The sequence below is a fragment of the Brevibacillus borstelensis genome, from assembly GCF_036700025.1.
In the GTDB taxonomy this organism is placed as follows: domain Bacteria; phylum Bacillota; class Bacilli; order Brevibacillales; family Brevibacillaceae; genus Brevibacillus; species Brevibacillus borstelensis.
In genome coordinates this window covers 1,435,296-1,455,172 of record NZ_CP144922.1, presented here as the reverse complement: position 1 = coordinate 1,455,172, position 19,877 = coordinate 1,435,296, and the positions used below count along the sequence as shown (strand labels likewise).

At 50.5% G+C, this 19,877-nt stretch carries 23 protein-coding genes; 7 read left to right on the top strand and 16 right to left on the bottom strand.

Annotation, left to right across the window (positions count from 1 at the left end):
* Window positions 1–172: 172 nt before the first annotated feature.
* A complete protein-coding gene (gene erpA / locus V5G20_RS06745) occupies window positions 173–532 on the bottom strand; it encodes an iron-sulfur cluster insertion protein ErpA (RefSeq protein WP_031931953.1) in 360 nt (119 codons plus the stop codon).
* Between the two features lie 139 nt (window positions 533–671).
* On the bottom strand, window positions 672–893 hold the full coding sequence (locus V5G20_RS06740) for an aspartyl-phosphate phosphatase Spo0E family protein (RefSeq protein WP_003389697.1): 222 nt from the start codon (window positions 891–893) through the stop codon (window positions 672–674).
* A gap of 431 nt (window positions 894–1,324) precedes the next feature.
* Here V5G20_RS06740 and mqnE point away from each other — a divergent pair, with 431 nt between their 5' ends.
* The gene (gene mqnE / locus V5G20_RS06735; RefSeq protein WP_003389698.1) at window positions 1,325–2,428 is read left to right on the top strand and encodes an aminofutalosine synthase MqnE; all 1,104 of its coding nucleotides are present in this window, start codon (window positions 1,325–1,327) and stop codon (window positions 2,426–2,428) included.
* 191 nt (window positions 2,429–2,619) lie between these two features.
* Window positions 2,620–3,855 carry an MFS transporter gene (locus tag V5G20_RS06730; RefSeq protein WP_338463284.1) on the top strand — a complete coding sequence of 412 codons (1,236 nt, stop codon included), beginning with the start codon at window positions 2,620–2,622 and terminating at the stop codon, window positions 3,853–3,855.
* A 127-nt stretch (window positions 3,856–3,982) separates the two neighbouring features.
* Here the strand turns inward: V5G20_RS06730 and V5G20_RS06725 are convergent, their stop codons facing one another.
* The gene (locus tag V5G20_RS06725; protein WP_003389702.1) at window positions 3,983–4,243 is read right to left on the bottom strand and encodes a DUF1450 domain-containing protein; all 261 of its coding nucleotides are present in this window, start codon (window positions 4,241–4,243) and stop codon (window positions 3,983–3,985) included.
* A gap of 187 nt (window positions 4,244–4,430) precedes the next feature.
* On the opposite strand from V5G20_RS06725, the gene V5G20_RS06720 reads away from it, so the two are divergent.
* Entirely contained in the window at window positions 4,431–5,498 is a 1,068-nt protein-coding gene (locus V5G20_RS06720) for an NAD(P)/FAD-dependent oxidoreductase (protein WP_003389703.1), read from the top strand.
* 250 nt (window positions 5,499–5,748) lie between these two features.
* Complete coding sequence (locus V5G20_RS06715; protein ID WP_003389704.1) at window positions 5,749–6,159, top strand: hypothetical protein; 411 nt, start codon at window positions 5,749–5,751, stop codon at window positions 6,157–6,159.
* 20 nt (window positions 6,160–6,179) lie between these two features.
* On the opposite strand, the gene V5G20_RS06710 is transcribed toward V5G20_RS06715, so the two are convergent.
* Window positions 6,180–6,800: a TetR/AcrR family transcriptional regulator gene (locus tag V5G20_RS06710; protein ID WP_172921020.1), complete on the bottom strand. Its 621-nt coding sequence runs from the start codon at window positions 6,798–6,800 to the stop codon at window positions 6,180–6,182.
* Window positions 6,801–6,815: 15 nt separating this feature from the next.
* Window positions 6,816–7,517: a YqeB family protein gene (locus V5G20_RS06705; RefSeq protein WP_003389706.1), complete on the bottom strand. Its 702-nt coding sequence runs from the start codon at window positions 7,515–7,517 to the stop codon at window positions 6,816–6,818.
* 383 nt (window positions 7,518–7,900) lie between these two features.
* On the opposite strand from V5G20_RS06705, the gene V5G20_RS06700 reads away from it, so the two are divergent.
* Together V5G20_RS06700 and V5G20_RS06695 are read left to right on the top strand one after the other, a co-directional pair.
* Window positions 7,901–8,467: a hypothetical protein gene (locus V5G20_RS06700; RefSeq protein ID WP_035989960.1), complete on the top strand. Its 567-nt coding sequence runs from the start codon at window positions 7,901–7,903 to the stop codon at window positions 8,465–8,467.
* 97 nt (window positions 8,468–8,564) lie between these two features.
* Entirely contained in the window at window positions 8,565–8,900 is a 336-nt protein-coding gene (locus V5G20_RS06695) for a hypothetical protein (RefSeq protein ID WP_003389710.1), read from the top strand.
* Window positions 8,901–9,116: 216 nt separating this feature from the next.
* On the opposite strand, the gene V5G20_RS06690 is transcribed toward V5G20_RS06695, so the two are convergent.
* The 8 genes from V5G20_RS06690 to cysK form a co-directional block, all read right to left on the bottom strand.
* A complete protein-coding gene (locus V5G20_RS06690) occupies window positions 9,117–9,587 on the bottom strand; it encodes a DinB family protein (RefSeq protein ID WP_003389712.1) in 471 nt (156 codons plus the stop codon).
* A 178-nt stretch (window positions 9,588–9,765) separates the two neighbouring features.
* Entirely contained in the window at window positions 9,766–10,107 is a 342-nt protein-coding gene (locus V5G20_RS06685; protein WP_003389713.1) for a hypothetical protein, read from the bottom strand.
* Window positions 10,108–10,362: 255 nt separating this feature from the next.
* Complete coding sequence (locus V5G20_RS06680) at window positions 10,363–11,262, bottom strand: hypothetical protein (protein WP_338463283.1); 900 nt, start codon at window positions 11,260–11,262, stop codon at window positions 10,363–10,365.
* Between the two features lie 105 nt (window positions 11,263–11,367).
* Complete coding sequence (locus V5G20_RS06675) at window positions 11,368–11,871, bottom strand: hypothetical protein (protein WP_338463282.1); 504 nt, start codon at window positions 11,869–11,871, stop codon at window positions 11,368–11,370.
* 245 nt (window positions 11,872–12,116) lie between these two features.
* Window positions 12,117–13,415 carry a group II intron reverse transcriptase/maturase gene (gene ltrA / locus V5G20_RS06670; protein ID WP_024985477.1) on the bottom strand — a complete coding sequence of 433 codons (1,299 nt, stop codon included), beginning with the start codon at window positions 13,413–13,415 and terminating at the stop codon, window positions 12,117–12,119.
* 587 nt (window positions 13,416–14,002) lie between these two features.
* The gene (locus tag V5G20_RS06665; RefSeq protein WP_003389717.1) at window positions 14,003–14,341 is read right to left on the bottom strand and encodes a YuzD family protein; all 339 of its coding nucleotides are present in this window, start codon (window positions 14,339–14,341) and stop codon (window positions 14,003–14,005) included.
* A 33-nt stretch (window positions 14,342–14,374) separates the two neighbouring features.
* The gene (locus V5G20_RS06660) at window positions 14,375–15,511 is read right to left on the bottom strand and encodes a bifunctional cystathionine gamma-lyase/homocysteine desulfhydrase (protein ID WP_024983091.1); all 1,137 of its coding nucleotides are present in this window, start codon (window positions 15,509–15,511) and stop codon (window positions 14,375–14,377) included.
* Window position 15,512: 1 nt separating this feature from the next.
* A complete protein-coding gene (cysK, locus tag V5G20_RS06655) occupies window positions 15,513–16,436 on the bottom strand; it encodes a cysteine synthase A (RefSeq protein ID WP_003389719.1) in 924 nt (307 codons plus the stop codon).
* Window positions 16,437–16,631: 195 nt separating this feature from the next.
* On the opposite strand from cysK, the gene V5G20_RS06650 reads away from it, so the two are divergent.
* Window positions 16,632–16,853, top strand: a complete 222-nt coding sequence (locus V5G20_RS06650) for a NifU family protein (protein WP_003389720.1) — start codon at window positions 16,632–16,634, stop codon at window positions 16,851–16,853.
* A 20-nt stretch (window positions 16,854–16,873) separates the two neighbouring features.
* Here the strand turns inward: V5G20_RS06650 and V5G20_RS06645 are convergent, their stop codons facing one another.
* Genes V5G20_RS06645 through V5G20_RS06635 form a run of 3 tightly spaced genes read right to left on the bottom strand, consistent with a single transcriptional unit; the run spans window position 16,874 to window position 19,834 of the window.
* Window positions 16,874–17,836 carry an alpha/beta hydrolase gene (locus V5G20_RS06645; RefSeq protein ID WP_031932714.1) on the bottom strand — a complete coding sequence of 321 codons (963 nt, stop codon included), beginning with the start codon at window positions 17,834–17,836 and terminating at the stop codon, window positions 16,874–16,876.
* Entirely contained in the window at window positions 17,833–18,792 is a 960-nt protein-coding gene (locus V5G20_RS06640) for a 2-hydroxyacid dehydrogenase (RefSeq protein WP_031932715.1), read from the bottom strand. Before V5G20_RS06640 ends, V5G20_RS06645 begins: the two co-directional genes overlap by 4 nt.
* Window positions 18,749–19,834, bottom strand: coding sequence for a hypothetical protein (locus tag V5G20_RS06635; protein ID WP_003389723.1), 1,086 nt, complete (start codon window positions 19,832–19,834; stop codon window positions 18,749–18,751). The genes V5G20_RS06640 and V5G20_RS06635 overlap by 44 nt, the downstream gene beginning before the upstream one ends.
* Between the last annotated feature and the right edge of the window lie 43 nt (window positions 19,835–19,877).

The following is a 19,877-nucleotide window of genomic DNA, read 5'->3' as shown; positions in this document are numbered from 1 at the left end:
TAGATCATAAGATTCAGATTCCCCTCCCCTGCAAGACCGATCTTTTCCTTTTGCCAACCGGACATGTCGTAGAGATAGATCTGCATGATTGGTACAAAAAAAACTCCCTGGGCAATGCATCCAGCTTCTGCATATGCCCAAGGAGGTCTCTCGTTTCAGCTTTTGTCTTTCCTTAGTCGTCGCACTTCTCCGCTTTCCCCTCAGCCAGCGCGGTCTTGAAAGAAGAACCGCAGCCGCAGGAAGCGACCGCGTTCGGGTTTTGGATGGAAAACCCTCCGCCCATCATCGATTCCTTGTAGTCGATTTCCGTGCCTTTGATATATAGGTAGCTGTCTTTGTCGACAACAATCTTGACTCCATTTTGTTCAAAGGTTTGGTCGCCTTCTTTGATTTCCTGATCCCAACCCATCCCGTAGGTAAAGCCACTGCACCCACCCGGGCGGACACCTACGCGCAAAAACAGGTTAGGGTTGTTCTCTGCCGCCAGCATTTCTTTTACCTTCAGGGCGGCTTGCTCGGACATGGTAATCATTCGTTTCCCTCCTTGTCAGCCGTTGTTACTATGATGCGGCGTTCTCCTTACAGTATACCGAAGAAGCACCTGTGCTCTCAAGACTGCGCTGCACTTTGGCGGGCCCAAAAAGGCAGCAAAAAAAGAGGGTTGCCCCCTCTTATGCAAAATAGGCCTTTTTATCCAAAATATAAAAGCAGTAGGACTGCTTCTTTTTACCTACCTTGGACAGATTATGATCCATTTGGTTCAGCTCGTTGTGAAGTTGATCAATCTTCTTGCTGTATTCCAGTACTTCTGGATGATCCAACCCAAACTCTAACCCCATACTAACCATACGCTGTCGAAGGAGTTCAATTTTTTCAAGCAAAACGTCCCGCATTGCTGAAGCTCCTCCTAAAGATCATTAAGGCTTTCGTACCTTTATTTTACAAGATGATAAGACATTAGGCAAACAAATTTTCCTTTTATAACCATGAAAGATCTGGAAATTTGGTGACATTTGTTATATTTTTACAAACAATACTTCTCAAAACTTCTCATATTGTTCCCCTTCCTGAAGAGGTTTATAATATAGGTGCTTTTGTTATCGTGAGGAAAAGGGTAATCATTGATTACAGATCACCAGACTGCTCATGTGAAGAGTAGAACTATTGTCGTTGCTTACGGGGCGCTGATTGTGGACGCTCTCGCTGAACGGAAGGCTTCATCTGGAGGAGTGTTCCTTGGCTTTTAGTGCCCGGCAGAGACTGATACCCTTTCGAACAACATCACAGGATTGCGAGTAATTCTAGCTGAAGGGAAGTGTTTATGATGGCACTCGACACCCTTGTTCTTCAGGACAAAAATTTGTCCACAGTGGCCAACAAGGTAATTGCCGGTGAACGACTTACATTGGAGGACGGTCTCACCCTTTTTAATTCTAATGATTTGCTGACGATCGGCCAGCTTGCCAATCTGGTCAACCAACGGAAAAACGGAGACAATGTTTACTTTATTCAAAACCTCTACATTAATCCGACCAACGTCTGCGAGGCTCATTGCAAATTCTGCGGGTTCCGCCGCGACTTGGGCGAAGACGGCGCTTATACGATGAACACCGAAGAGCTGCTTCACTATGTAGAGACCCGCTACCACGAAGGCATCCGCGAGTTTCACATCGTCGGCGGCCACAACCAGCATGTGCCGTTTGATTACTATCTCGACAACATCCGCACGCTGAAAAAAGCGTATCCGCATGTCACGATGAAGGCGTACACCGGTGCCGAGATCGAGTTCTTTTCCCGCATCTCTGGCCTGTCCATCCGTGAAGTGCTCGAGGAGCTGCGCAAGGCCGGAGTGGAAAGCTTGACGGGAGGCGGCGCGGAAATCCTGACCGAGCGGTACCGCATGAAAATGAGTCCGGAAAAGGCATCGACAGATATGTATCTGGAAGTGCACCGTACTGCCCATCAAATGGGTATGAAAACTCACTCCACCATGCTGTACGGATCGATCGAAACATTGGAAGAACGCGTGATCCACATGCTCCGCCTGCGTGAATTGCAGGATGAAACCAACGGATTTTTGGTATTCATCCCGCTGGCGGTCCAGCCGATCAAAGCGACAGCCGGCATCAAACGCCGCAACTCTGCTATCGACGACCTGAAAACAATGGCGATCAGCCGCTTGATGCTGGACAACTTCCCGCACATCAAGGCTTACTTCATCAACATCGGCACCCAGCTGACCCAGTTGTCCCTGACCATGGGGATGTCCGATGTGCACGGAACGCTGATCGAGGAGCGCATCAGCCACTCCGCCGGGGCGCTTACACAGCAAGCGCTCACTGTCGATGAGCTGGTCTGGCTGATCAAGGGCGCCGGCAAACGCGCGCTGGAACGCGACACCTTCTACAATGTTGTCAAAGAACACTAAACGAATACGCTGTTGAAGTCTGCAGACGGGACGCCTTAACCGGTGTCCTGTCTTTTTATTTGTTTTTATCAGCCATTTTTGTTACGTTACTGATTGTAAGACATTTTCAAATGTTCAGGAGGTGTGAACCGTGCCGCTCTTAATTGTTGCAGCCCCCCGGTTAGGCAATTCATAACTTGGGGGGATCTCAATTGATTTTCTGGAAAATAGCAAAAAATGAAAAGATGTTCCGACGCTATCTCGCTGCCTTGTTTCTGTGGGAGTGGACGCAGTGGATGCTGGTTACCGCTATCCCGCTGTTTCTGCACCAACGCTACGGACTGGGGAAAGAATTTGTCTTCAGTATTGTCATTGAACTGCTGCCCGGCATCCTGCTCGGTCCAATCATCGGCTCCTGGATTGACCGCTGGGGCGCAAAAAGAGTGACGACCCTGGATATCGCGGCTTACAGCATCCTGGTCACGCTCTTGCCCCTGTCATCCTCGCTGTGGCAGGTGCAGCTCATTCTGCTCGGCATCGGCATCGCGAAAACAGCAGGGTCTCCCGCTTCGCTCACCTTGCGGGCCAGGGTCATCCCAAAAGGGCTGGAGATTCAGGGAAACGCAGCAATCATGGGTATCGAGCGCCTCTGCAAAATCATCGGGCCCTTGGCCGCAAGCATGGCCATCCTCGTTTTTGGCATCGGAACGATGCTTCTGCTCTGCTCCTTTGCCGGACTTGCTGCATTTGCCCTGTTTTACATGCTTCCGGCAGCGGAAAGCCAAAAGCAGGCAGAGAACGAAAATGGCTTTACAAAAGCGATTTTCTCGGCGCTCCCTGCCTTTTTCGGATTGCTTTCTCGTGACCGGATGATCGCTGCTTTTGTCGTGACAGCCATCGGGTATTCCCTTTTGTTGGGAATGCTGAAGATCTTTCTGCTGTCACTTGCCGGCTTGTACGGAGATCCCCAGCAATACTGGGGGCTGCTTCTGGCAGCACAGGGGTTGGGGTCGCTCGCAGGAGCACTTGTCTGCGACAGGGTTGTAAACCGGCTGACACGGACGTACTCCCTGACCTGGGTCTATTTCCTGTTTGGACTGGGGGAAGCTGTCCTTTTGACCGGCCTTGCCTTTCCGCTCGGGCTTACCTGGACCCTTTTCGTCCTCGTCCTGGCTGCTGTGTTTGAAATCGTGGCGACGATCATTTACTTTTCAGTGATACAGACGCGGATTCCGTATGAGCAGCAAGGTTTGTTCAATAGCATGACCTTGCCGGTACTGGATACATGCTATGCGGCTGGCATCATGTTATCGGGTGCGCTCCTCAGTACACTGCCGATATTCTCTGTACTGCTGGTGTGCCTCGGATTTATGCTGGTCACCCATCTGCCGTTCGCCAGGCTGTTCTTTCGCGACAGGGCAGCCGAAGCAAGCGCAGGCAGCGAGTAGCCGTTTCCTATAAAAAGCACTCGCATGCAATGAAAAAGGGCTGTCCCGCTCGTAAAGACTTACGAGGGGACAGCCCTTCACTATCGCAACAGGTCAAACGAAGCTGCTCATTTCCCTTCCCGATTGCTCAAAAGGGAAAGTCCTCCTGCTCTTCTTCATCTGCCTTGAGCTTCGCTTTGATTTTTTCCAACAGCTCATCGGCCGTTTCCGCTTGCACCAGGTCCCCGTTTACCAAGGCAAAGGGCTGCATGTAGCATTCGCCGCAGTATCCGAGGCAGCCGTATTCCAGCACGTCGACATCCAGCTCCGGGTCATTTTCGAGCGCTTCCATTACTGGCTTTGTATAGGAAGAAACGTTACTCGCGCAAAATTCTACTAAGGGCTTCATCTATTTCTCACCTGCCATAGTTATCGGCTTCGTATTTCGTTCTTTATTGTACCGCTTCTCAAGGAAAAATTCAGTACACAAGTGCACCGTTATCTGGGAAAAAGATTCTGCTTGCAATTTAAGCGAAAGAGAACAACAATAGAGTGGGTGCTGTAAAATAACGGACAGAAGAAAGGATAGACCTTCTATGAAACGACTTGTTATCCTTGGCGGAGGATACGGGGGTCTGCGAATTATTGAGCGCATCCTGTCCCCTGATTTACCAGATGACGTCTTTGTCACGCTTGTGGACCGGATGCCGTTTCACGGATTGAAGACGGAGTATTACGCTCTGGCTGCAGGTACGGAGCCGGAAATGGCCGTACGCGTCGCTTTTCCCAGCGATCCTCGTTTAACAATCAAGTACGGAGAAGTAGCAGGAGTGAACCTGGACGAACAAATCGTCAACTTTGACAACGGCGATACGCTTTCCTATGACTGGCTGGTGTTGGCACTGGGTTGTGAAGACCGTTATCACGATATTCCCGGAGCCGAAGAGTTCACCAATTCGATCCAGACCATGGCCGCAACAAGAAATACGTATGCGGCAATCAATAACCTCAATCCATATAGTATGGTTACCATCGTCGGTGGAGGACTTAGCGGCGTTGAGCTTGCCTCCGAACTGCGGGAAAGCCGTGCCGATCTGAACATTCGCATCGTGGACCGCGGCGAGAGCATTCTCAGCCCGTTCTCGAAAAAGCTGCAAGAATACGCTTCCCAATGGTTTATTGAGCACGATGTCCAACTGGTCTCGATGGCGAATGTGAATCGCGTCGAACCGGGTGTGGTGTACAACCATAACGAACCGGTTGAGAGCGATGTCATCGTCTGGACCGCAGGTATTCAAGCAAACCGGATCGTCCGCGGGCTGCCGATCGAAACGGATAACATTGGACGAGCCAAGCTGAACGCCTACCACCAGGTTCCCAACTACCCCAATGTATACGTAGTGGGCGACTGTGCGAGCCTTCCTTATGCGCCGAGCGCACAAACAGCGGAACTGCAGGGAGAGCAAATTGCACTCATGCTGAAAAAGGATATGAAAGGCGAAGAGTACCCTGCCTCGCTGCCTGTTATCAAGCACAAGGGAATGTTCGGCTCTCTGGGTAAAAAAGAAGGCTTCGGCGTCCTCGGAAAAGTATCCCTGGTCGGCCAGATGCCTCGTGTCATAAAAAGCGGCATTCTCTGGATGTACAAGAAACATCTGGGCTAGCCCGGCAATAGAAAGCCTATCGGTTCTCGTAAGCCGAGGGCTTTTTTGTTTGCTCTGCTGCATGGTTTGTTGATGGTCTCCTCATACTAACGGCATATTCGTACGCAAAGTCTTCCCCCGTATAGGTGAGTCAATGAAACATGCACTCCTTTTCCTTTTGTTGGTCCCTGTAACATTTACTTACAGATACATTGACGCTTCAATAGCCGGGCGAGTGCCGCATTACACTTCTGCTTCGGAATCTGAGCGAGTGCCACTTCACACTACCGCCGCGGCATTTGGGCAAGAACAGCTACAAGCTGCCGCCGCCGCGTCGGAGAAAGTACGGCTTTCATTTGCATCTCCCGCACCTGGCCGCGAGCAGCTTCTCGAAGGCGCCCTGCTAAACCGCTACCTGGAGTTGATCGGCAGCACTCTTCAAAGGCCTTTTGGCTGCGGAAAAATCGCCGGCATCAAGCGTTTGGGCGACCCCAGGCTCCCGGCCTTCGAGGTAGTCATCGAAGTCGTTACATTCGGCGAGGCATTTGGACAGCCCCCGTATGGTCTCGTCTCCCTAACCGTACGGGATCGTCCGGACCTCGTAAGCCTGACCGGAATTGAAAAGCAGCGGAATCTTTCCGAGGACGAATATAAAAACCGATGCCGCTGGTTCGTGCAGTAAGTGTTCAAAGAAATTTTCCTTCATTCTCTTAAAACCGCACGGTAGAAAAGATTCACAAGTTCGGTACTATACGACTGCGGATCGATACTGCCGTTCAGCTTCCTGTTGAATATATATTCGTCAATCGCTCCTCGAATTGCGCTTGCCATAGCCAAAACATTGAACTCGCCGAATTCCTTTTTCTCCTGTCCCGCAACCAGAATTTGCTGCAGCTCGCTCTCCAGAGGATTCTCTTCATCGTCGTCCAGCTTATAATAGGGGACATTATTAGCCGTCCGCGCATGAAAGACGATCTCAATCAGAGCAATATTGTATTCAGGCTTATTGGCATGATAGGCAATACTGGCTTCGATGTAGGCGCGGAGCTTGTCGTGGGGAGTGGTTGCTGCTTGCGTACGTTCCAAAACATAAGAGGACATGTCAGATAAAAGCTGCGTTAATGTATAGTCCATCAAATCATTTTTGTCCTTAAAATGGTATGAGATCAATGCCGTGCTAATTTCAGCCTTTTTTGCTATTTGGGCCATGCTGGCGTGGATGTACCCGATCTCATCCAGGGTCTTAATCGCCGCATCGACGATTTGCGCGCGCCTGGCCTCGGAAATAAAAGATTTTTTTTCATCCGTTTTTTTCGTTCTCATCCTGATCGACCTCGTTTATTTGCTTAGGTTTCTCCAGTACTGAAACTTCCCTCTGTCTTTTACCATTATGCCAAATTTACAAGCTTCGCGTTGCATCTCTTTGGCCGATTCCACGTCTTTCTCTTGCAATGCTTGCTCGCGGCCCTTCAAAAGAGCGTTTAAGGCTGGGGACAAATCTGGCGTTTGATCCACCCAAAGGCGATATTCTGCCTCATAGGGGTCCCCCTCTACCGACCATGGATAACGGTGCTTGACAAACGCATCAGCGATAGTGGCAGGCGTTGATTCATAAGCTTCGCGCGCTAACTCTTGCCCGGTATTTCCAAGCAGGACAAGCTCCTTGCCGTCAATAAACACCGACGCAATTTCGGATTTGGAATACCGTTGAGTACCATCATTGATTTTCATTGTTACTTCATCATCGGAAACAGCGATTACAAGGCTTTCTTTTATCGCCACAGCAGAGAGCCATACACCTGCAATCAAACCTAAAAAAGTCGTTACAATCGCCACCCACTTCTCATCAAAGGAAGCGACCAACTGCAAAGGACCTTGAAGTGGGAACCAAGGCAATCCGGCAACCCAATCAGCAATTGACGGCAAGAAATACCCTAGAATCATTCCCAAAACAGGTGGAGTAAGCATCACAAGAACGCGCTCGACTGGCGCAAGTCCAATAACTGTCATATGCTTGTTGCTCTGTTGAGATTTGAACATAAACTACCTTACCCCTTTTCATAAGAAACGTCTTTGAATCTAGAGAATGGGAGTGCAACAGACACCCAATATTACATCTCCCTAACTCTCAGGTCTGAGGAGCGAGACAAGTGGATGAAATGATTTGATCGATTAACCAAATTATTGATCGCATAATCAAATTATGACTTTTTATTCGACTTCTGTAAATAGGCAAATCGAGATTATTATTCTCAACATGTAGTTCACGTCTCTGTTCTTCAGTTGTCTCTTCGTGTTCTCTCCTTCCGAGCTGCAAGGAAAACTCCCCTGATTACTGACTTTAAGGGATTGACTCATGACATTTTTTCCTCGTTTATGTAACGTGCATTGCAGCTGCTGCGTCTTTACGTCGAGGTGATTGTATGGCAAGGTGGTTTGCATTCGGATTGGTGCTTCTCCTGCTTCTCTTTTCGTTTGTCTTCACTCCGTCGAGTGTCTATGCCTGTTCCTGCGCCCAGCCTCCGACTCCGAAAAAAGCGCTTGAACAGGCCGAAGCCGTCTTTGCAGGTACGGTTACAGCAGTCAATTCCGCAGAGTATGGACATGAGGTGCAATTTCAGGTCAACACTACGTGGAAAGGAGTGAATCAATCCCAGGTTCTCGTTGCAACGGGCAGCGGAGACGGCGACTGCGGCATCGCCTTCCAAGCAGGCAATGATTATCTTGTGTATGCCCACCCGGATACGTACTACAGTGAATCAGGCGGGCTGGCGACCAATATCTGCACTAGAACGACGCTTCTCTCCGATGCCTCAGTTGATTTGCTTGCCATCGGCCCGGGAACACCTGTAACCGCGGACCCGCCAGAAAATAGCCAACCAAGCGGTTTTTGGGAAAAGCAGGAAAACGTGTGGATAATCGGACTGCTGGTTTCCATTGCGGCTGTTTTGGTTGCTTATCTCATCTATGTGAAAAGGAAAGGGCAATGATCCATCCTCTATGCAAGGAAATTGCAGTGCAGGATAGCTCCCTGTTTGTATCGGACATCGATCGTAAAGAGAGTCGAATGGAAAGAGGTGCAAAAAAATGAGTATGGTAACCCTCCCTGCCTGGTTTTGGGCGATTTATTACCTTTTTTTGTTTGCTACATTAGCCTTGGGCCTGTGGAGCCTTGCTCGAAAGAAAATGAAAAGCGCGTCGATTGTCGCTATCATCTTCGCAATCACCGTCCCTCTTGTCAGTTTGGTCAACAGCATCGGAAGAGCAGAGGGCACCCATGAATTGAATCATTTGATCAGTCAACTGCAAGAAGGTGCTGTCTGGTCTGTGTATGTCAGCGCGGGTTACTTGTATTTGCTGGTTTGGTGGATGCTTTTCTTCAGCAAGGGAAAGGACAAACCGAATAAATACGCTGCGAAGTAAAGAGTTGCAACTGCCTGCAGCCATCATTTTCTCTTAAACTGGCTTCAGACATGCAAGACACAAAAACCGGAGCATCGCTCCGGTCAGACTGACGAGAAAAACCTATTTTCAAAAAATGAATGGCATAAGGATGGATAAAAAGTAAAAGCCGGTATTCTTTATAAAGAAGAATGATCGGCTTTTGTTGTTAAACGAGAGCTCTTTGTTAGTATCGTGTTATCCCCTATCTTTCCGGAATGCCTGCTTTACTCGCTCGATCTGAGCGAGGTGGTCACGGACATGCTGGACGCGTAATTCAAGCAGCTCTTTGAACGTGTACCGCATTCCATCGGGATATTTCCCGACCCGCTCAAGCTGCTTGGGAGTCAGATTTTCCAGAAGTGGCAACATGCTGGCCCGCAGATTTTGGAACAGGAGCAGATGCTGCTCTCGGTCCAACCGTCCATATCCCAGGTTATCCGTCCAGGCTTCCTGATCAAATGATAGCAGAAGCGGTTCTTCCTCAGCCAAGACTTTTCTTAGCCGATGTGTCGACAGGATTTCGTCATCCGTCACATGGATCACAATCTGATGGATGCTCCATTTGTCCGGTCCAGGTTGGAAACGCAGTTCCTCCTCAGACAATCCTTCGACGGCTTCTCGCAGCAGCGCATAGTCTTGGCTATAATCCTCGATCAATTTTTCCATCCGATCTTCTCCTTCATTATTATTTGTGTCACAGGAAGCTTTCGATAACAAATATTATTATTCGTTATAGAACAAATACCTTCTTGGTTTTACCAATAATCCGTCACCCTACAATGATTTCTTTGGAAGTTGCCTAAATGTTTAATCCACCAGTGGTTCCGTGGTTAGCCTCATTTATTCAGTTTTTTTGAACCTTTACGACCGGGACTCGTTTCAGTTCATACGTCCCTTCCAATATTCCTTCATGGATGACGTTCAGCTTTAGCAAGCTGGATATTTTTCCTGCATCCGCTCTCGACACCAGCCTCCACAAAGAAGCCTCAGGCAGGGCGTTGTACAGTCTGTCGTCGTAATATTCGCGCCTTTCCTGAAAGCTGATCGCCAACCTGTAATCACCAAGGATTACGGACCCCGCGTCAGGGTATTCTTCAAGGATTTCCTGTCTGATCCCCTGCAATTCTTCCTCGATTTTTTTCTGCTCTTCTTTTAGCTGATAATAGCGTGCCAACCGCGCTTCCATTCCATCGTCTCCCCCTTTGTCCATGTCGGTCGATATATATGAACAAAACAGGAGGGGTAGAACAGCGACTGGCAGCTTATTTCGGGTTAGACAGAGATGGGTTTAGCGGGCTTCATTCAATTTGGCGACAGGAAAAATTCTTGGTAACAGAAAAAACTTGGTTTCAGAAAACAACTTGATAACAGCATAAAGACGCGGCAGCCACCGCGTCTTTTTCTTGCCTGCTACAGATTTTTGAGCAGGTCGCAGCTTGTATTATTCGTTTGCATCAGGCGTGACATTGATCGCTTCATTCGGATGCTTCAAGAGGAAGGTGGAGTATTCCACTTCATATGGTGCCCATTTGCCTTCGCTGCCAAAGCCCCAGATCGACTTGAGTGTGGAAACGGTATCCGTATTGTTCAACCCGACGATCCGCTGCTCGCCCATCAGTTCAAACGTTCCGTTGTTGTCGATATCAATCGGCTGCAGCGAGCCGAACGGATAGGAATAGACGGACAAGTCGTCATCTTTTTTCAGCAGCTTGCCGTCCCTGTCGTACAGCTTGGCCATCTGATAAAGCTCTTTGTTTGCCTGTACATCGAGAATCAACGGCTGCTGCAGATGGGTCCCCTTTCCTTCCACCTTAAAACCGTTTGCGAATTTGCCCTCGTAGCGGATTCCTTCGTTTTCTTCTTCGCCAAAGATTACTTTCCCCTTGTTGTCCGCAAATGTCGCAATGACATGGTTGTAGATGCCTCCGCTGCCGCCTGTCGCCGTTTTGACAAAGGCATCGGCGACGTGATCTCCCGTAAAGTCGAGCAGAGTCAGCTCGCCCTCATAGCCGCCAAGGTCCTTCATCTCGGTTTTGCTGTAGGCTTTTGTCTTTCCGTCCTGAACCACGATGTTCATATCGGCGGCGTATATATCGTCCGCCTTTTCCTTTACTCCTACCAGGTATACCGTGTCCGCTACTTTATCGCCGTTGACATCAGCAGATTTTTGGTCGATGACATAGGTGTTCTTGTCCAGCTTCAGTTCTGCTGCTGCTGCAAACGGCTTTCCTTTCTCTGCGTCCGCATGAGCTACTTTTGTATGGGCCACCGTCAGACCAGTACCTCCGATTACGCCGGCAAGCAGCAGGAATGTAACGGGCTTCATCCATTTGTTATTCATTGTGATTTCCTCCTTGGTGATGGTTACATTCATAACTATAGGACGAAACCCCTTATCTTTCGTTACAAACGGATGACGAAACAAAAACAAAGAGGTAAAAATCTGCTATTTCACATGATTCAGCACGCTTTTGATCACTTCGACCGAATCTTGCTTGCGGTTCAGATTATAATGCTTGCGCACCGCTTGATAGACGGCATTCAAATTTTTGCTTGTCTTGTTTTTCCGATAGGCAGCTACCTGCTTGGTAAACTTCGGATGGTGGATCAGGTCGCGGCTCCAGTCCCAGGCCCGCGGCTTCAGCGCGTCCGCTCTTGCCTGCGCAAGCATTTGGTCAAAGCGCGGAACAGCAAATTCCGTTACTTTTTTTCGTATGGTATAGGTTCTATCATCGAATGGCCACGGGTCTGAGCCTTCCTGATACGCTCTTCCGTTGATGAACAATACATCCCGGTATTGCATCGGAACCATTTCCGGCTTGAGCTGGAGGCGGTAGTATTCCCAGCCATTGGCCGTTTTCCTTCCTAGCAAAACAAACGTGATGAAATCAAATAATCTTTCGTAGGCGTATTCCTCTATGTAATCATCCGGACCTATTGATGCAAGCAAGAAAAACTCAATCTCCATCTATCTCTGCCTCTACTTTTACCTTATTTCCTGCATCCCTTCCATTTGTCGAACGTCTTCTCACATTTCAACAGCACGATCGGTTTCCGTTGTAGAGTAGAGAACTGAAACTTTCGGGCGACCGTATGGTCGCCTTGCTCATTTCAGCTCCCCCTCATCAAACCGTACGTGAGGTTTTCCCTCATACGGCTTTCCGATGTTCTTCTTTCTTTGGCATTCGGCTTACTTTATCCGGCTAATTTCAATAAACTACCCTGCGTGTTTTGTATGACCTTCAGCTTTCCGGCATGTTTATTCCGCTTGCTTCTTTTCTTGTTGCAGAAGATTGTAAGGCGTTCAATCACATACCAGTCTATCCGTCTTGCCCATCGTTTGGCGATGGGCGAGATGAAGTAGTAGTTCTTGAACCCCCTTAGCTTGCGATTTAGCCCTTTCACTAGCTCTTCTAGAGACAGAAACAGTTTGTTCCTTGGTGCAGTGTATTCCTTAATTTTACGTCTCATTTCCTTCATTGCTTTCTTAGCTGGTACATGAGACATAGCAAATACCTTGCTCCCCCCTTTGTTGAACACGGGGAATTTGCGATGGTGCAGCCCAAGAAAGTCAAACCCAGTGGAATTGTCCCAAATATTAACGAGTCTAGATTTCTCTTTACTGAGACTAAGCTCCAGCTTGTTTAGAATAGCCATCAGCACTTGAATGCTTTCCAATGCTTCTTGTTTGGTTCTGCACATGATAACGAAGTCATCCGCATAGCGGATAAGTGTGCCAAGATGGGAGAATTGATTTTCCCAAATGGTGTCCATGTAGTTTAGATAGATGTTTGAAAGAAGAGGCGAGATTACCCCTCCTTGCGGAGTTCCCAGTTCTGTTTCATGGAATTGATCATTTTCCATGACCCCAGCCTGCAGCCATTGTCGGATAAGTTTCAGAACACGTCTGTCGCTGATTCTCATTTCGACCAGTTTCATCAACTTCTCATGGTTGATGTTGTCGAAATACCCTTTAATGTCAACATCTACGACCCAATAACACCTCTTGCTTGCTTTGCGTATCTGTGCAATTGCCTGGTGAGCATTTCTTCCTGGCCGAAAGCCATAAGAACAGTCCCGAAAATCAGCTTCAAAGATCGGTTCAATGACTAGCTTAGTAGCCATTTGGACCACCCGATCCTTGATCGTCGGGATGCCGAGTGGACGTTTCTTGCCATCCGGTTTAGGGATGTAAGTTCGACGAACCGGATGTGGACGATACCGCTTTTCTTTTAAATCTAGATAGATCTCGTTAAGAAAACGGCTCTCCCCATACTCCTCCACAATCTGTGCGATGGATTGTCCGTCGATTCCTCCGCTCCCTTTATTTGCTTTTACTCTCCTCCAAGCTGTCGCTAGAATATCCGGGCGGTAGATTTTGTCATACAAGGCATGAAATCGCCGTTTTGAGTTTGCCTTGGCACAAAGATATAGGGTTGTCCAAAGTTGTCGAGCTTTTACATCGGTGTAGTTAGCAAGTTTACTTGCATTCACTCACTCTTACCTCCTTCGACCCGTGAACAAAGCAGGGCTCCTTCCCTCCATAAGGTTGTGTTGTCCTTATGTTCATCGGTACTATGAACCCCTCCGACTCCCTCTCTGCCATCCACCACTTCCCTTACGGTTATAGGTTTCCGTTTTACGCTCCTGACGGGGCGTGCAGAGTAGGGTCTCCCCAGTTCCGTTAACTACTTTCTCAACATACCGCTCCCCATACCCCGAGGGATTCATAGGTGCTGTATTCCAAGTTCTCCACACCGTCCTTGGCCTTCGCCCATATGAAACAAGCTCGGCTTCCCTTTGTCCACCTCTCGGTGGTCTTTCTTAACGAGGCTGCAGGATTCACTTTATGTTACGGCCTGCTGATTTGCTCGCACTCTTTCGAGTTACTTTGTCACAGGGCTTCAACCTTAGGATTTCTCCACCAGTTGCCTGTCAGCTACGAGGTGACTTGGCTCCTGCCTCGGTTGGACTTTCACCAACTAGCAATTAACGGCTTGCTGGGCACGCTCCATAAACAAAAAAACGGCCAGACCGTAAATCTCGTCTGACCGCTTCCTACTGCTATTTAAACCATTGATCTATTCATCGCTGTCAACAGGAGCAGCCAAAGGCTGCAAGCCCATGCTCTCCAGCTTTTCATAAACACTTTTCAACTTGGGATTTCCCTCGCCGACAATTTCCCCGGAAATTACGACAAGCGGATACCACAAATCTTCCTCCAGTATGCGCTTCGCCCAGCTTTTGTCTTCTTCTGTCTCCGGCTGTTGAAAGTCGCTATACGTGATGCGGACATTGTCGTTCCCGTACTTGCGGCCAACCGCTGCCTGCAGCCATTCAGCCGTTTCCTTGGCTGAAGGCAAATTGACGCAGCTTGCACACAACTGCTCTGTACCGTACACCTTTATCTCCACACTCACGCTTTCCGCCCCCTCCACATTTTCTCCATCTTATCACTTGGAGAGCGCTTGTTCCAGATCCTCCATCAAATCCTGTACATCCTCGATTCCGACAGAGATGCGGACCAGGCCATCGGTAATTCCGAGCTCGGCGCGGCGTTCTGCCGGGATCGAGGCGTGCGTCATCCGTGCCGGAACACTGATCAAGCTTTCGACAGCACCCAGAGACTCGGCGAGCGTAAAATATTTCACTCGGGACAGCACTTCATCTGCACGAGCCGCACTTCCCACGTCAAAGGAGATCATGCCGCCAAAGCCGCGACCTTGGCGTTTCGCCAGCTCATGCTGCGGATGGCTGGCCAATCCAGGATAAATCACCCGAGAAATATCGCTTCGTTTTTCCAGCCATTCGGCCAGTGTACGAGCATTTTGCTCGTGCTCTTCCATCCGGATGCCGAGCGTTTTCATGCCGCGCAGCAGAATCCAGGAGTCCTGAGGACCGAGAATGCCCCCAATCGCATTTTGCAGAAAATGAAGCTCTTCCCCGAGTTTCGCATCCTTGGTTACGACCAGACCGGCGACGACATCACTGTGGCCGCCAAGGTATTTGGTTGCGCTGTGATAGACGATGTCTGCTCCAAGGTCGAGCGGATTTTGCCAATACGGCGTCATGAACGTATTGTCGACGATCAACAGAATGCCATGCTTCTTCGCAACCTTCGACAGCGACTCAATATCGCTTACCTTCAGGAGCGGGTTGGTCGGCGTCTCCATGATGATCGCCTTTGTTTCCGGGCGAATGGCTGCTTCTACAGCAGCTCCGTCACTCGTATCCGCATAGGTGGCTTCCAGGCCCAAACGCGAGAACACGCGGGTAATGACGCGGTATGTTCCCCCGTACACATCGTCCCCGACTACCACGTGATCGCCTTTGTTGAACATGGAGAGTATCGTGGAAAGCGCCGCCATGCCGGAGCCAAACGCCAGTCCACGCGCACCGCCCTCCAGCTCGGCGATATACGTTTCCAGGGCATGCCGGGTCGGGTTCCCCGTCCGGGAATATTCAAAGCCTTTGTGCTGGCCGATCGCTTCCTGCTTGTATGTGCTCACTTGATAAATCGGGACGGAAACTGCTCCTGTGTGTGGATCTCCCTCGATTCCTCCGTGAATCAGGCGCGTTTTGATGCGCATCTTATATGCCCCCTTGATAGATTTTTTTACTCAGATAGCGTTCGCTTCCATCCGCGAACAAGGTAACGATATTCGTCCCCGGCTTGGCGATTTGCGCTTCCCGCAGTGCCGCTGCCATGGCCGCACCTGCAGAGCTGCCGACCAGAATCCCTTCTTTCGCAGCGAGCTCCTTCACCAGTTTGAAGGCCTCCACATCCAGGATGGTATGGATCGCGTCGAAATAGCCGGTATCCATAAACGGCGGCAAAAACTCCATGCCGATGCCTTCCGTCTTGTGCGGACCGGGCTCGCCGCCGTTCAGGATGGACCCTTCCGGCTCGACAATCACGGTTTTGACCTGCGGATTCTTCTCTTTCAAGTACCGGGCTGCCCCCATAAACGTACCGCCGGAGCCTGCTCCCGCTACAAACACATCCACATTCCCTTCCATTTGTTCCCAAATTTCCGGTCCCGTTGTTTTGTAGTGTGCGTCCGGATTGGCCGGATTGGCGAATTGTTGCGGGACGAACGAGCCCGGGATGCTTGCGGCCAGCTCTTGCGCTTTCGCGATGGCACCCTTGATGCCCAGCTCGGTCGGCGTATTGACGACCTCTGCGCCAAGTGCGCGCATCAGCTCTTGCTTTTCCTCGGAAAATTTTTCCGGAACGCAAAAGATCACGCGGTATTCAGTCCCGACGGCCGCCAGAGCCAGGCCAATCCCCGTATTTCCCGCAGTCGGTTCGATAATCGTGCCGCCCGGCTGAAGCTGGCCGCTTTCCTCAGCAGCACGAATCAGCTCGACACCCAGCCTGTCCTTGACGCTTCCGCCAGGGTTGAAATACTCCAGCTTGGCAAACAAGCGGACGCCCTGCGGGAGCGAAAACTTCGTCAATTCGACAATCGGCGTATTTCCGATCAGTTCTTTAATATTTCCATATACGTTCACGGCACCAGACCCCTCATCGTATTTGTTTCGTTTCCGTTTTATTATAACATGAGGCCATAACAAAAAGTCCACGCGCGGAGCGCAAGCCGCCCAATTTATACAAAGTGCAGCGGCCGGGGAACCGGTCATGGATTTCTTTTGACACGAGGATTATAATAGAGGTAGGAATGAAAGGAGTGAGTACCCATGGATAACATGTTCGACCAAGTAGAAGAAGTCCTCGATAAATTGCGTCCTTATCTTCAACGCGACGGCGGCGACGTACAGCTCGTCGATGTGGAAGATGGCATTGTCAAGCTTCGTCTGATGGGAGCTTGCGGCAGCTGCCCTTCTTCGACCATCACCCTGAAAGCAGGGATTGAGCGCGCACTGTTGGAAGAGATTCCAGGCGTGAAGGAAGTACAACAAGTATTCTAAGCTGAAAAAGCCCTTTCCGGTCAGTCGATCGGCGAGGGCTTTTTTGCATGTGCGAAGCTTTTCGTCTCCGCCTCGCTATTCCAGGCGTGCCGCAAAAAATCGATCACATGGTCTATATACGCTTCCGGATCATGCGGATAGCTCCGCACATGCCCCGTTCCCGGTACGAGCCAGAGACGGGAAGCTTCGTGAGTCACAAGCCGATACAATTGCTCGCTGTTGGAGCACGGCACAGTCGCATCTTTCGTTCCGTGGATGAACAAAATCGGCTTATCCGCCTGTCTCACAGCTTCATACGGCCTGACGTGCCTGGGGTTGGCCCGAAGCATGAGCGGGCTTAGCGTCAAAATCAGCCAGTTGAACGGGAAGCGGGGCAGGCCTGTCCACTGCGGCAAATTTTCCTCAAGATACTCCTGCAGGGAGTAGAAAGGCGAATCAGCAATGATCGTCTCTACCCGCTCGTCCAGTCCTCCCACCATCAGGGAGGTGGCTGCCCCCATGGAAAAGCCGACCAGGCCGATTTTTTGTTCGGGCCGCGTCTCTTTGACAAAGTCAATTGCACCCAGCAAATCCTGCTGTTCCCTAAGACCGATCGTCGTCAATGCCGGCGAGGATTCCCCGCTGTTGCGAAAGTCAAACAGGAGTACATTGTAGCCTTTCGAGACCAGGTCGGCGGCAAGCGACAAGGCGGGAAGATGAGGCTCCAGGCGATTTTGTCCATAGCCATGAGAAAAAATCAGCGTCCTGTCGCTTTTCTCAAACCCGTTTCCTTCTGCCGGAATATACCAGCCGCGAATCGTTATCCCGCTCTCTCTGCTCGGAAAGGAGACGGACTCATAGGCCTGCAGCGAATACTCCTCCGGTCTGCTTTCCACCGGCTTTCGGCGGGGATGAGTCAGCTTCCAGGTAACACGCAGGGCTACCGCTGCTGCAGCCGCGATTGCTGCCACTGCGATCACGACTGCGATCATCATGATGTTCATACTGGTGTAACAGGCTCCTTTCCCTCCAAAACTGCCCGGATATTGACCGCGGCCAGCTTTGCCATCTCCATGCGTGTCTGATATGTAGCACTGCCAATATGGGGCAGGGCGACCACATTGGGCAGTGTGAGCAGCGGATGATCCAACGGAACCGGCTCCTTCTGGAATACATCCAATCCGGCGGCCCAGATTTTTTTCTCTGCCAGTGCCTTGTAAAGCGCCTCTTCGTCAACTGTACCGCCCCTGGACACGTTGACGAATACCGACGTCGGCTTCATCAGGGAAAACTCCCGCTCCCCGATCATTTTCGCCGTATCCGGAGTCAGCGGCGTCAGCATGACGACGTAGTCCGCCTGTTTCAAGAGATCATCCAGCTCGCGATACTGGGCACCGACCGCTTGCTCTGCTTCCGGCTTCCGGTGGCGGTTGCAGTACAAAATACTCATGCCAAAGCCCTTGGCTCGTCTGGCTACAGCCTCCCCGATCCGCCCCATGCCGACAATCCCCAGCGTCGCATTAAATACATTTTGCCCCGCCAGCAATGTCGGGCTCCACGACGTCCACTGACCCGCCAACAAAAAGCGGTTTGCTTCCGTGATTCGTCTGGCTGCCGCCATCAACAGGGCAAAGGTCAAATCGGCGGTTGCCTCGGTCAGCACATCAGGCGTGTTGGTTACCTGGATGCCGCGCTTTTTCGCTGCCGTAACATCGATATTGTCGTATCCTACCGCCATATTGGCCACAACCTTTAACCGTTTGGCCCGGGACAGCAGTTCCTCATCGACCCGGTCAGTCAGCATGGCAAGAAGTCCGTCAGCCCGCTCCGCTTTTTCGAGCAAAATCTCCCGCGGGCAGGGACGGTCCTCCTCCCATACGTCGACCGTAGCTATCTCTTTTACATACGCGATTGCTTCATTCGCTACTTGCCTCGTCACGAACACGATCGGTTTCTTCATCTTCTGGCCTCCACAACCAATCAATTTGCGGAATCGAAACGCCGTACCGCCGGTGAATGAACACCGGGTATGCTAGCAGCGCCTCTTCCATTTTTATCAGTTCCTCATCCAGCTGCTCCTGCCATCCGCTGCCGTCGACTTCCTGCTTCTCTTCGGGGGACAGCTCCCGGTAGGCTTCCACCACTTTGAGAAATCTCCCCGGATACAGCATCAAACCGTAAATGACGGCGTACTCGCTTTCCAAAAGGGGCGTCACGCTGTTGTACCCGTCGAGAAAGCTCGCGATCCGCTCTTCTTCCCATCCGCTGCGCTTGACCTCGGCCTTGATCCACTGCCCGATGTCGCGCGAGCGCATGTCCAAGACCCAGTTCCACTCTCCTGTCAGATGGGCGCCTCTTTCCTCGTCCCAGAGAATGAAGTCCTGTTCAAAATTCTGGTACGCCACTTTCCCGCAGGCAGATGTTTCCTTGACCACTTTGTCGTAATCGGCGTGGTACAAATATTGGACCGCTGTCTCTCCGAGCTGATGAACATAGGTGTAGCTGGTCAAGAGGTACTCGTCAAAAGCAGTGATCTCCACATCAACTTCGTCCATATCATCGCGATATCCTTCGTACTGGCGCAGCTTTTTCCGCCACATCGCAGGCCAGGTACCAAGCGAGCTGTAGGGCAAAAACAGCTTATCCCCTTTGAGCGATCCCGTCCCCTGATGGAAGTGGGCGAGTGCCTGCCCGCACTGGAATGCTTGATTTTCCGGAACCGTTTCCCTAAGTCCCCGGTACACATACAAAATCTGGTCGTCGTGGACGACGTGCTGCTGGCCTTTGACCGTCTTGATCAGCGCAAGAGGCTTCAGCACTTTTTGCCCGCTGAGATGTTTTCTTACCTTTTCAATGAACTTGTTTTTGTATTTGTAAACAGCTGGAGCTTCATATAGATAGAACAATCCCTGGTCTGTCTTCAACCGCGCAGCGTTTCCGCTTCGACTGTAGTTGACGAGAGACAGTCCGTATGCCTCCTGCAAAATCGTATGATACTCCATCAGAACAACCCTCCCTGCACACCTTCTCATGAAGCAAGGTATG

What these genes read in the sequence shown, in the direction of transcription:
- V5G20_RS06650 (WP_003389720.1), top strand. Translation starts at nt 16,632, where the DNA reads ATGTTCGACCAAGTAGAAGAAGTCCTCGATAAATTGCGTCCTTATCTT.
- V5G20_RS06680 (WP_338463283.1), bottom strand. Translation starts at nt 11,262, where the DNA reads ATGAATAACAAATGGATGAAGCCCGTTACATTCCTGCTGCTTGCCGGC.
- V5G20_RS06660 (WP_024983091.1), bottom strand. Translation starts at nt 15,511, where the DNA reads ATGCGCATCAAAACGCGCCTGATTCACGGAGGAATCGAGGGAGATCCA.
- V5G20_RS06725 (WP_003389702.1), bottom strand. Translation starts at nt 4,243, where the DNA reads ATGAAGCCCTTAGTAGAATTTTGCGCGAGTAACGTTTCTTCCTATACA.
- V5G20_RS06740 (WP_003389697.1), bottom strand. Translation starts at nt 893, where the DNA reads ATGCGGGACGTTTTGCTTGAAAAAATTGAACTCCTTCGACAGCGTATG.
- V5G20_RS06695 (WP_003389710.1), top strand. Translation starts at nt 8,565, where the DNA reads ATGAGTATGGTAACCCTCCCTGCCTGGTTTTGGGCGATTTATTACCTT.
- V5G20_RS06635 (WP_003389723.1), bottom strand. Translation starts at nt 19,834, where the DNA reads ATGGAGTATCATACGATTTTGCAGGAGGCATACGGACTGTCTCTCGTC.
- V5G20_RS06700 (WP_035989960.1), top strand. Translation starts at nt 7,901, where the DNA reads ATGGCAAGGTGGTTTGCATTCGGATTGGTGCTTCTCCTGCTTCTCTTT.
- erpA (WP_031931953.1), bottom strand. Translation starts at nt 532, where the DNA reads ATGATTACCATGTCCGAGCAAGCCGCCCTGAAGGTAAAAGAAATGCTG.
- V5G20_RS06640 (WP_031932715.1), bottom strand. Translation starts at nt 18,792, where the DNA reads ATGAAGAAACCGATCGTGTTCGTGACGAGGCAAGTAGCGAATGAAGCA.
- V5G20_RS06685 (WP_003389713.1), bottom strand. Translation starts at nt 10,107, where the DNA reads ATGGAAGCGCGGTTGGCACGCTATTATCAGCTAAAAGAAGAGCAGAAA.
- mqnE (WP_003389698.1), top strand. Translation starts at nt 1,325, where the DNA reads ATGGCACTCGACACCCTTGTTCTTCAGGACAAAAATTTGTCCACAGTG.
- V5G20_RS06705 (WP_003389706.1), bottom strand. Translation starts at nt 7,517, where the DNA reads ATGTTCAAATCTCAACAGAGCAACAAGCATATGACAGTTATTGGACTT.
- V5G20_RS06720 (WP_003389703.1), top strand. Translation starts at nt 4,431, where the DNA reads ATGAAACGACTTGTTATCCTTGGCGGAGGATACGGGGGTCTGCGAATT.
- V5G20_RS06645 (WP_031932714.1), bottom strand. Translation starts at nt 17,836, where the DNA reads ATGAACATCATGATGATCGCAGTCGTGATCGCAGTGGCAGCAATCGCG.
- V5G20_RS06710 (WP_172921020.1), bottom strand. Translation starts at nt 6,800, where the DNA reads ATGAGAACGAAAAAAACGGATGAAAAAAAATCTTTTATTTCCGAGGCC.
- V5G20_RS06690 (WP_003389712.1), bottom strand. Translation starts at nt 9,587, where the DNA reads ATGGAAAAATTGATCGAGGATTATAGCCAAGACTATGCGCTGCTGCGA.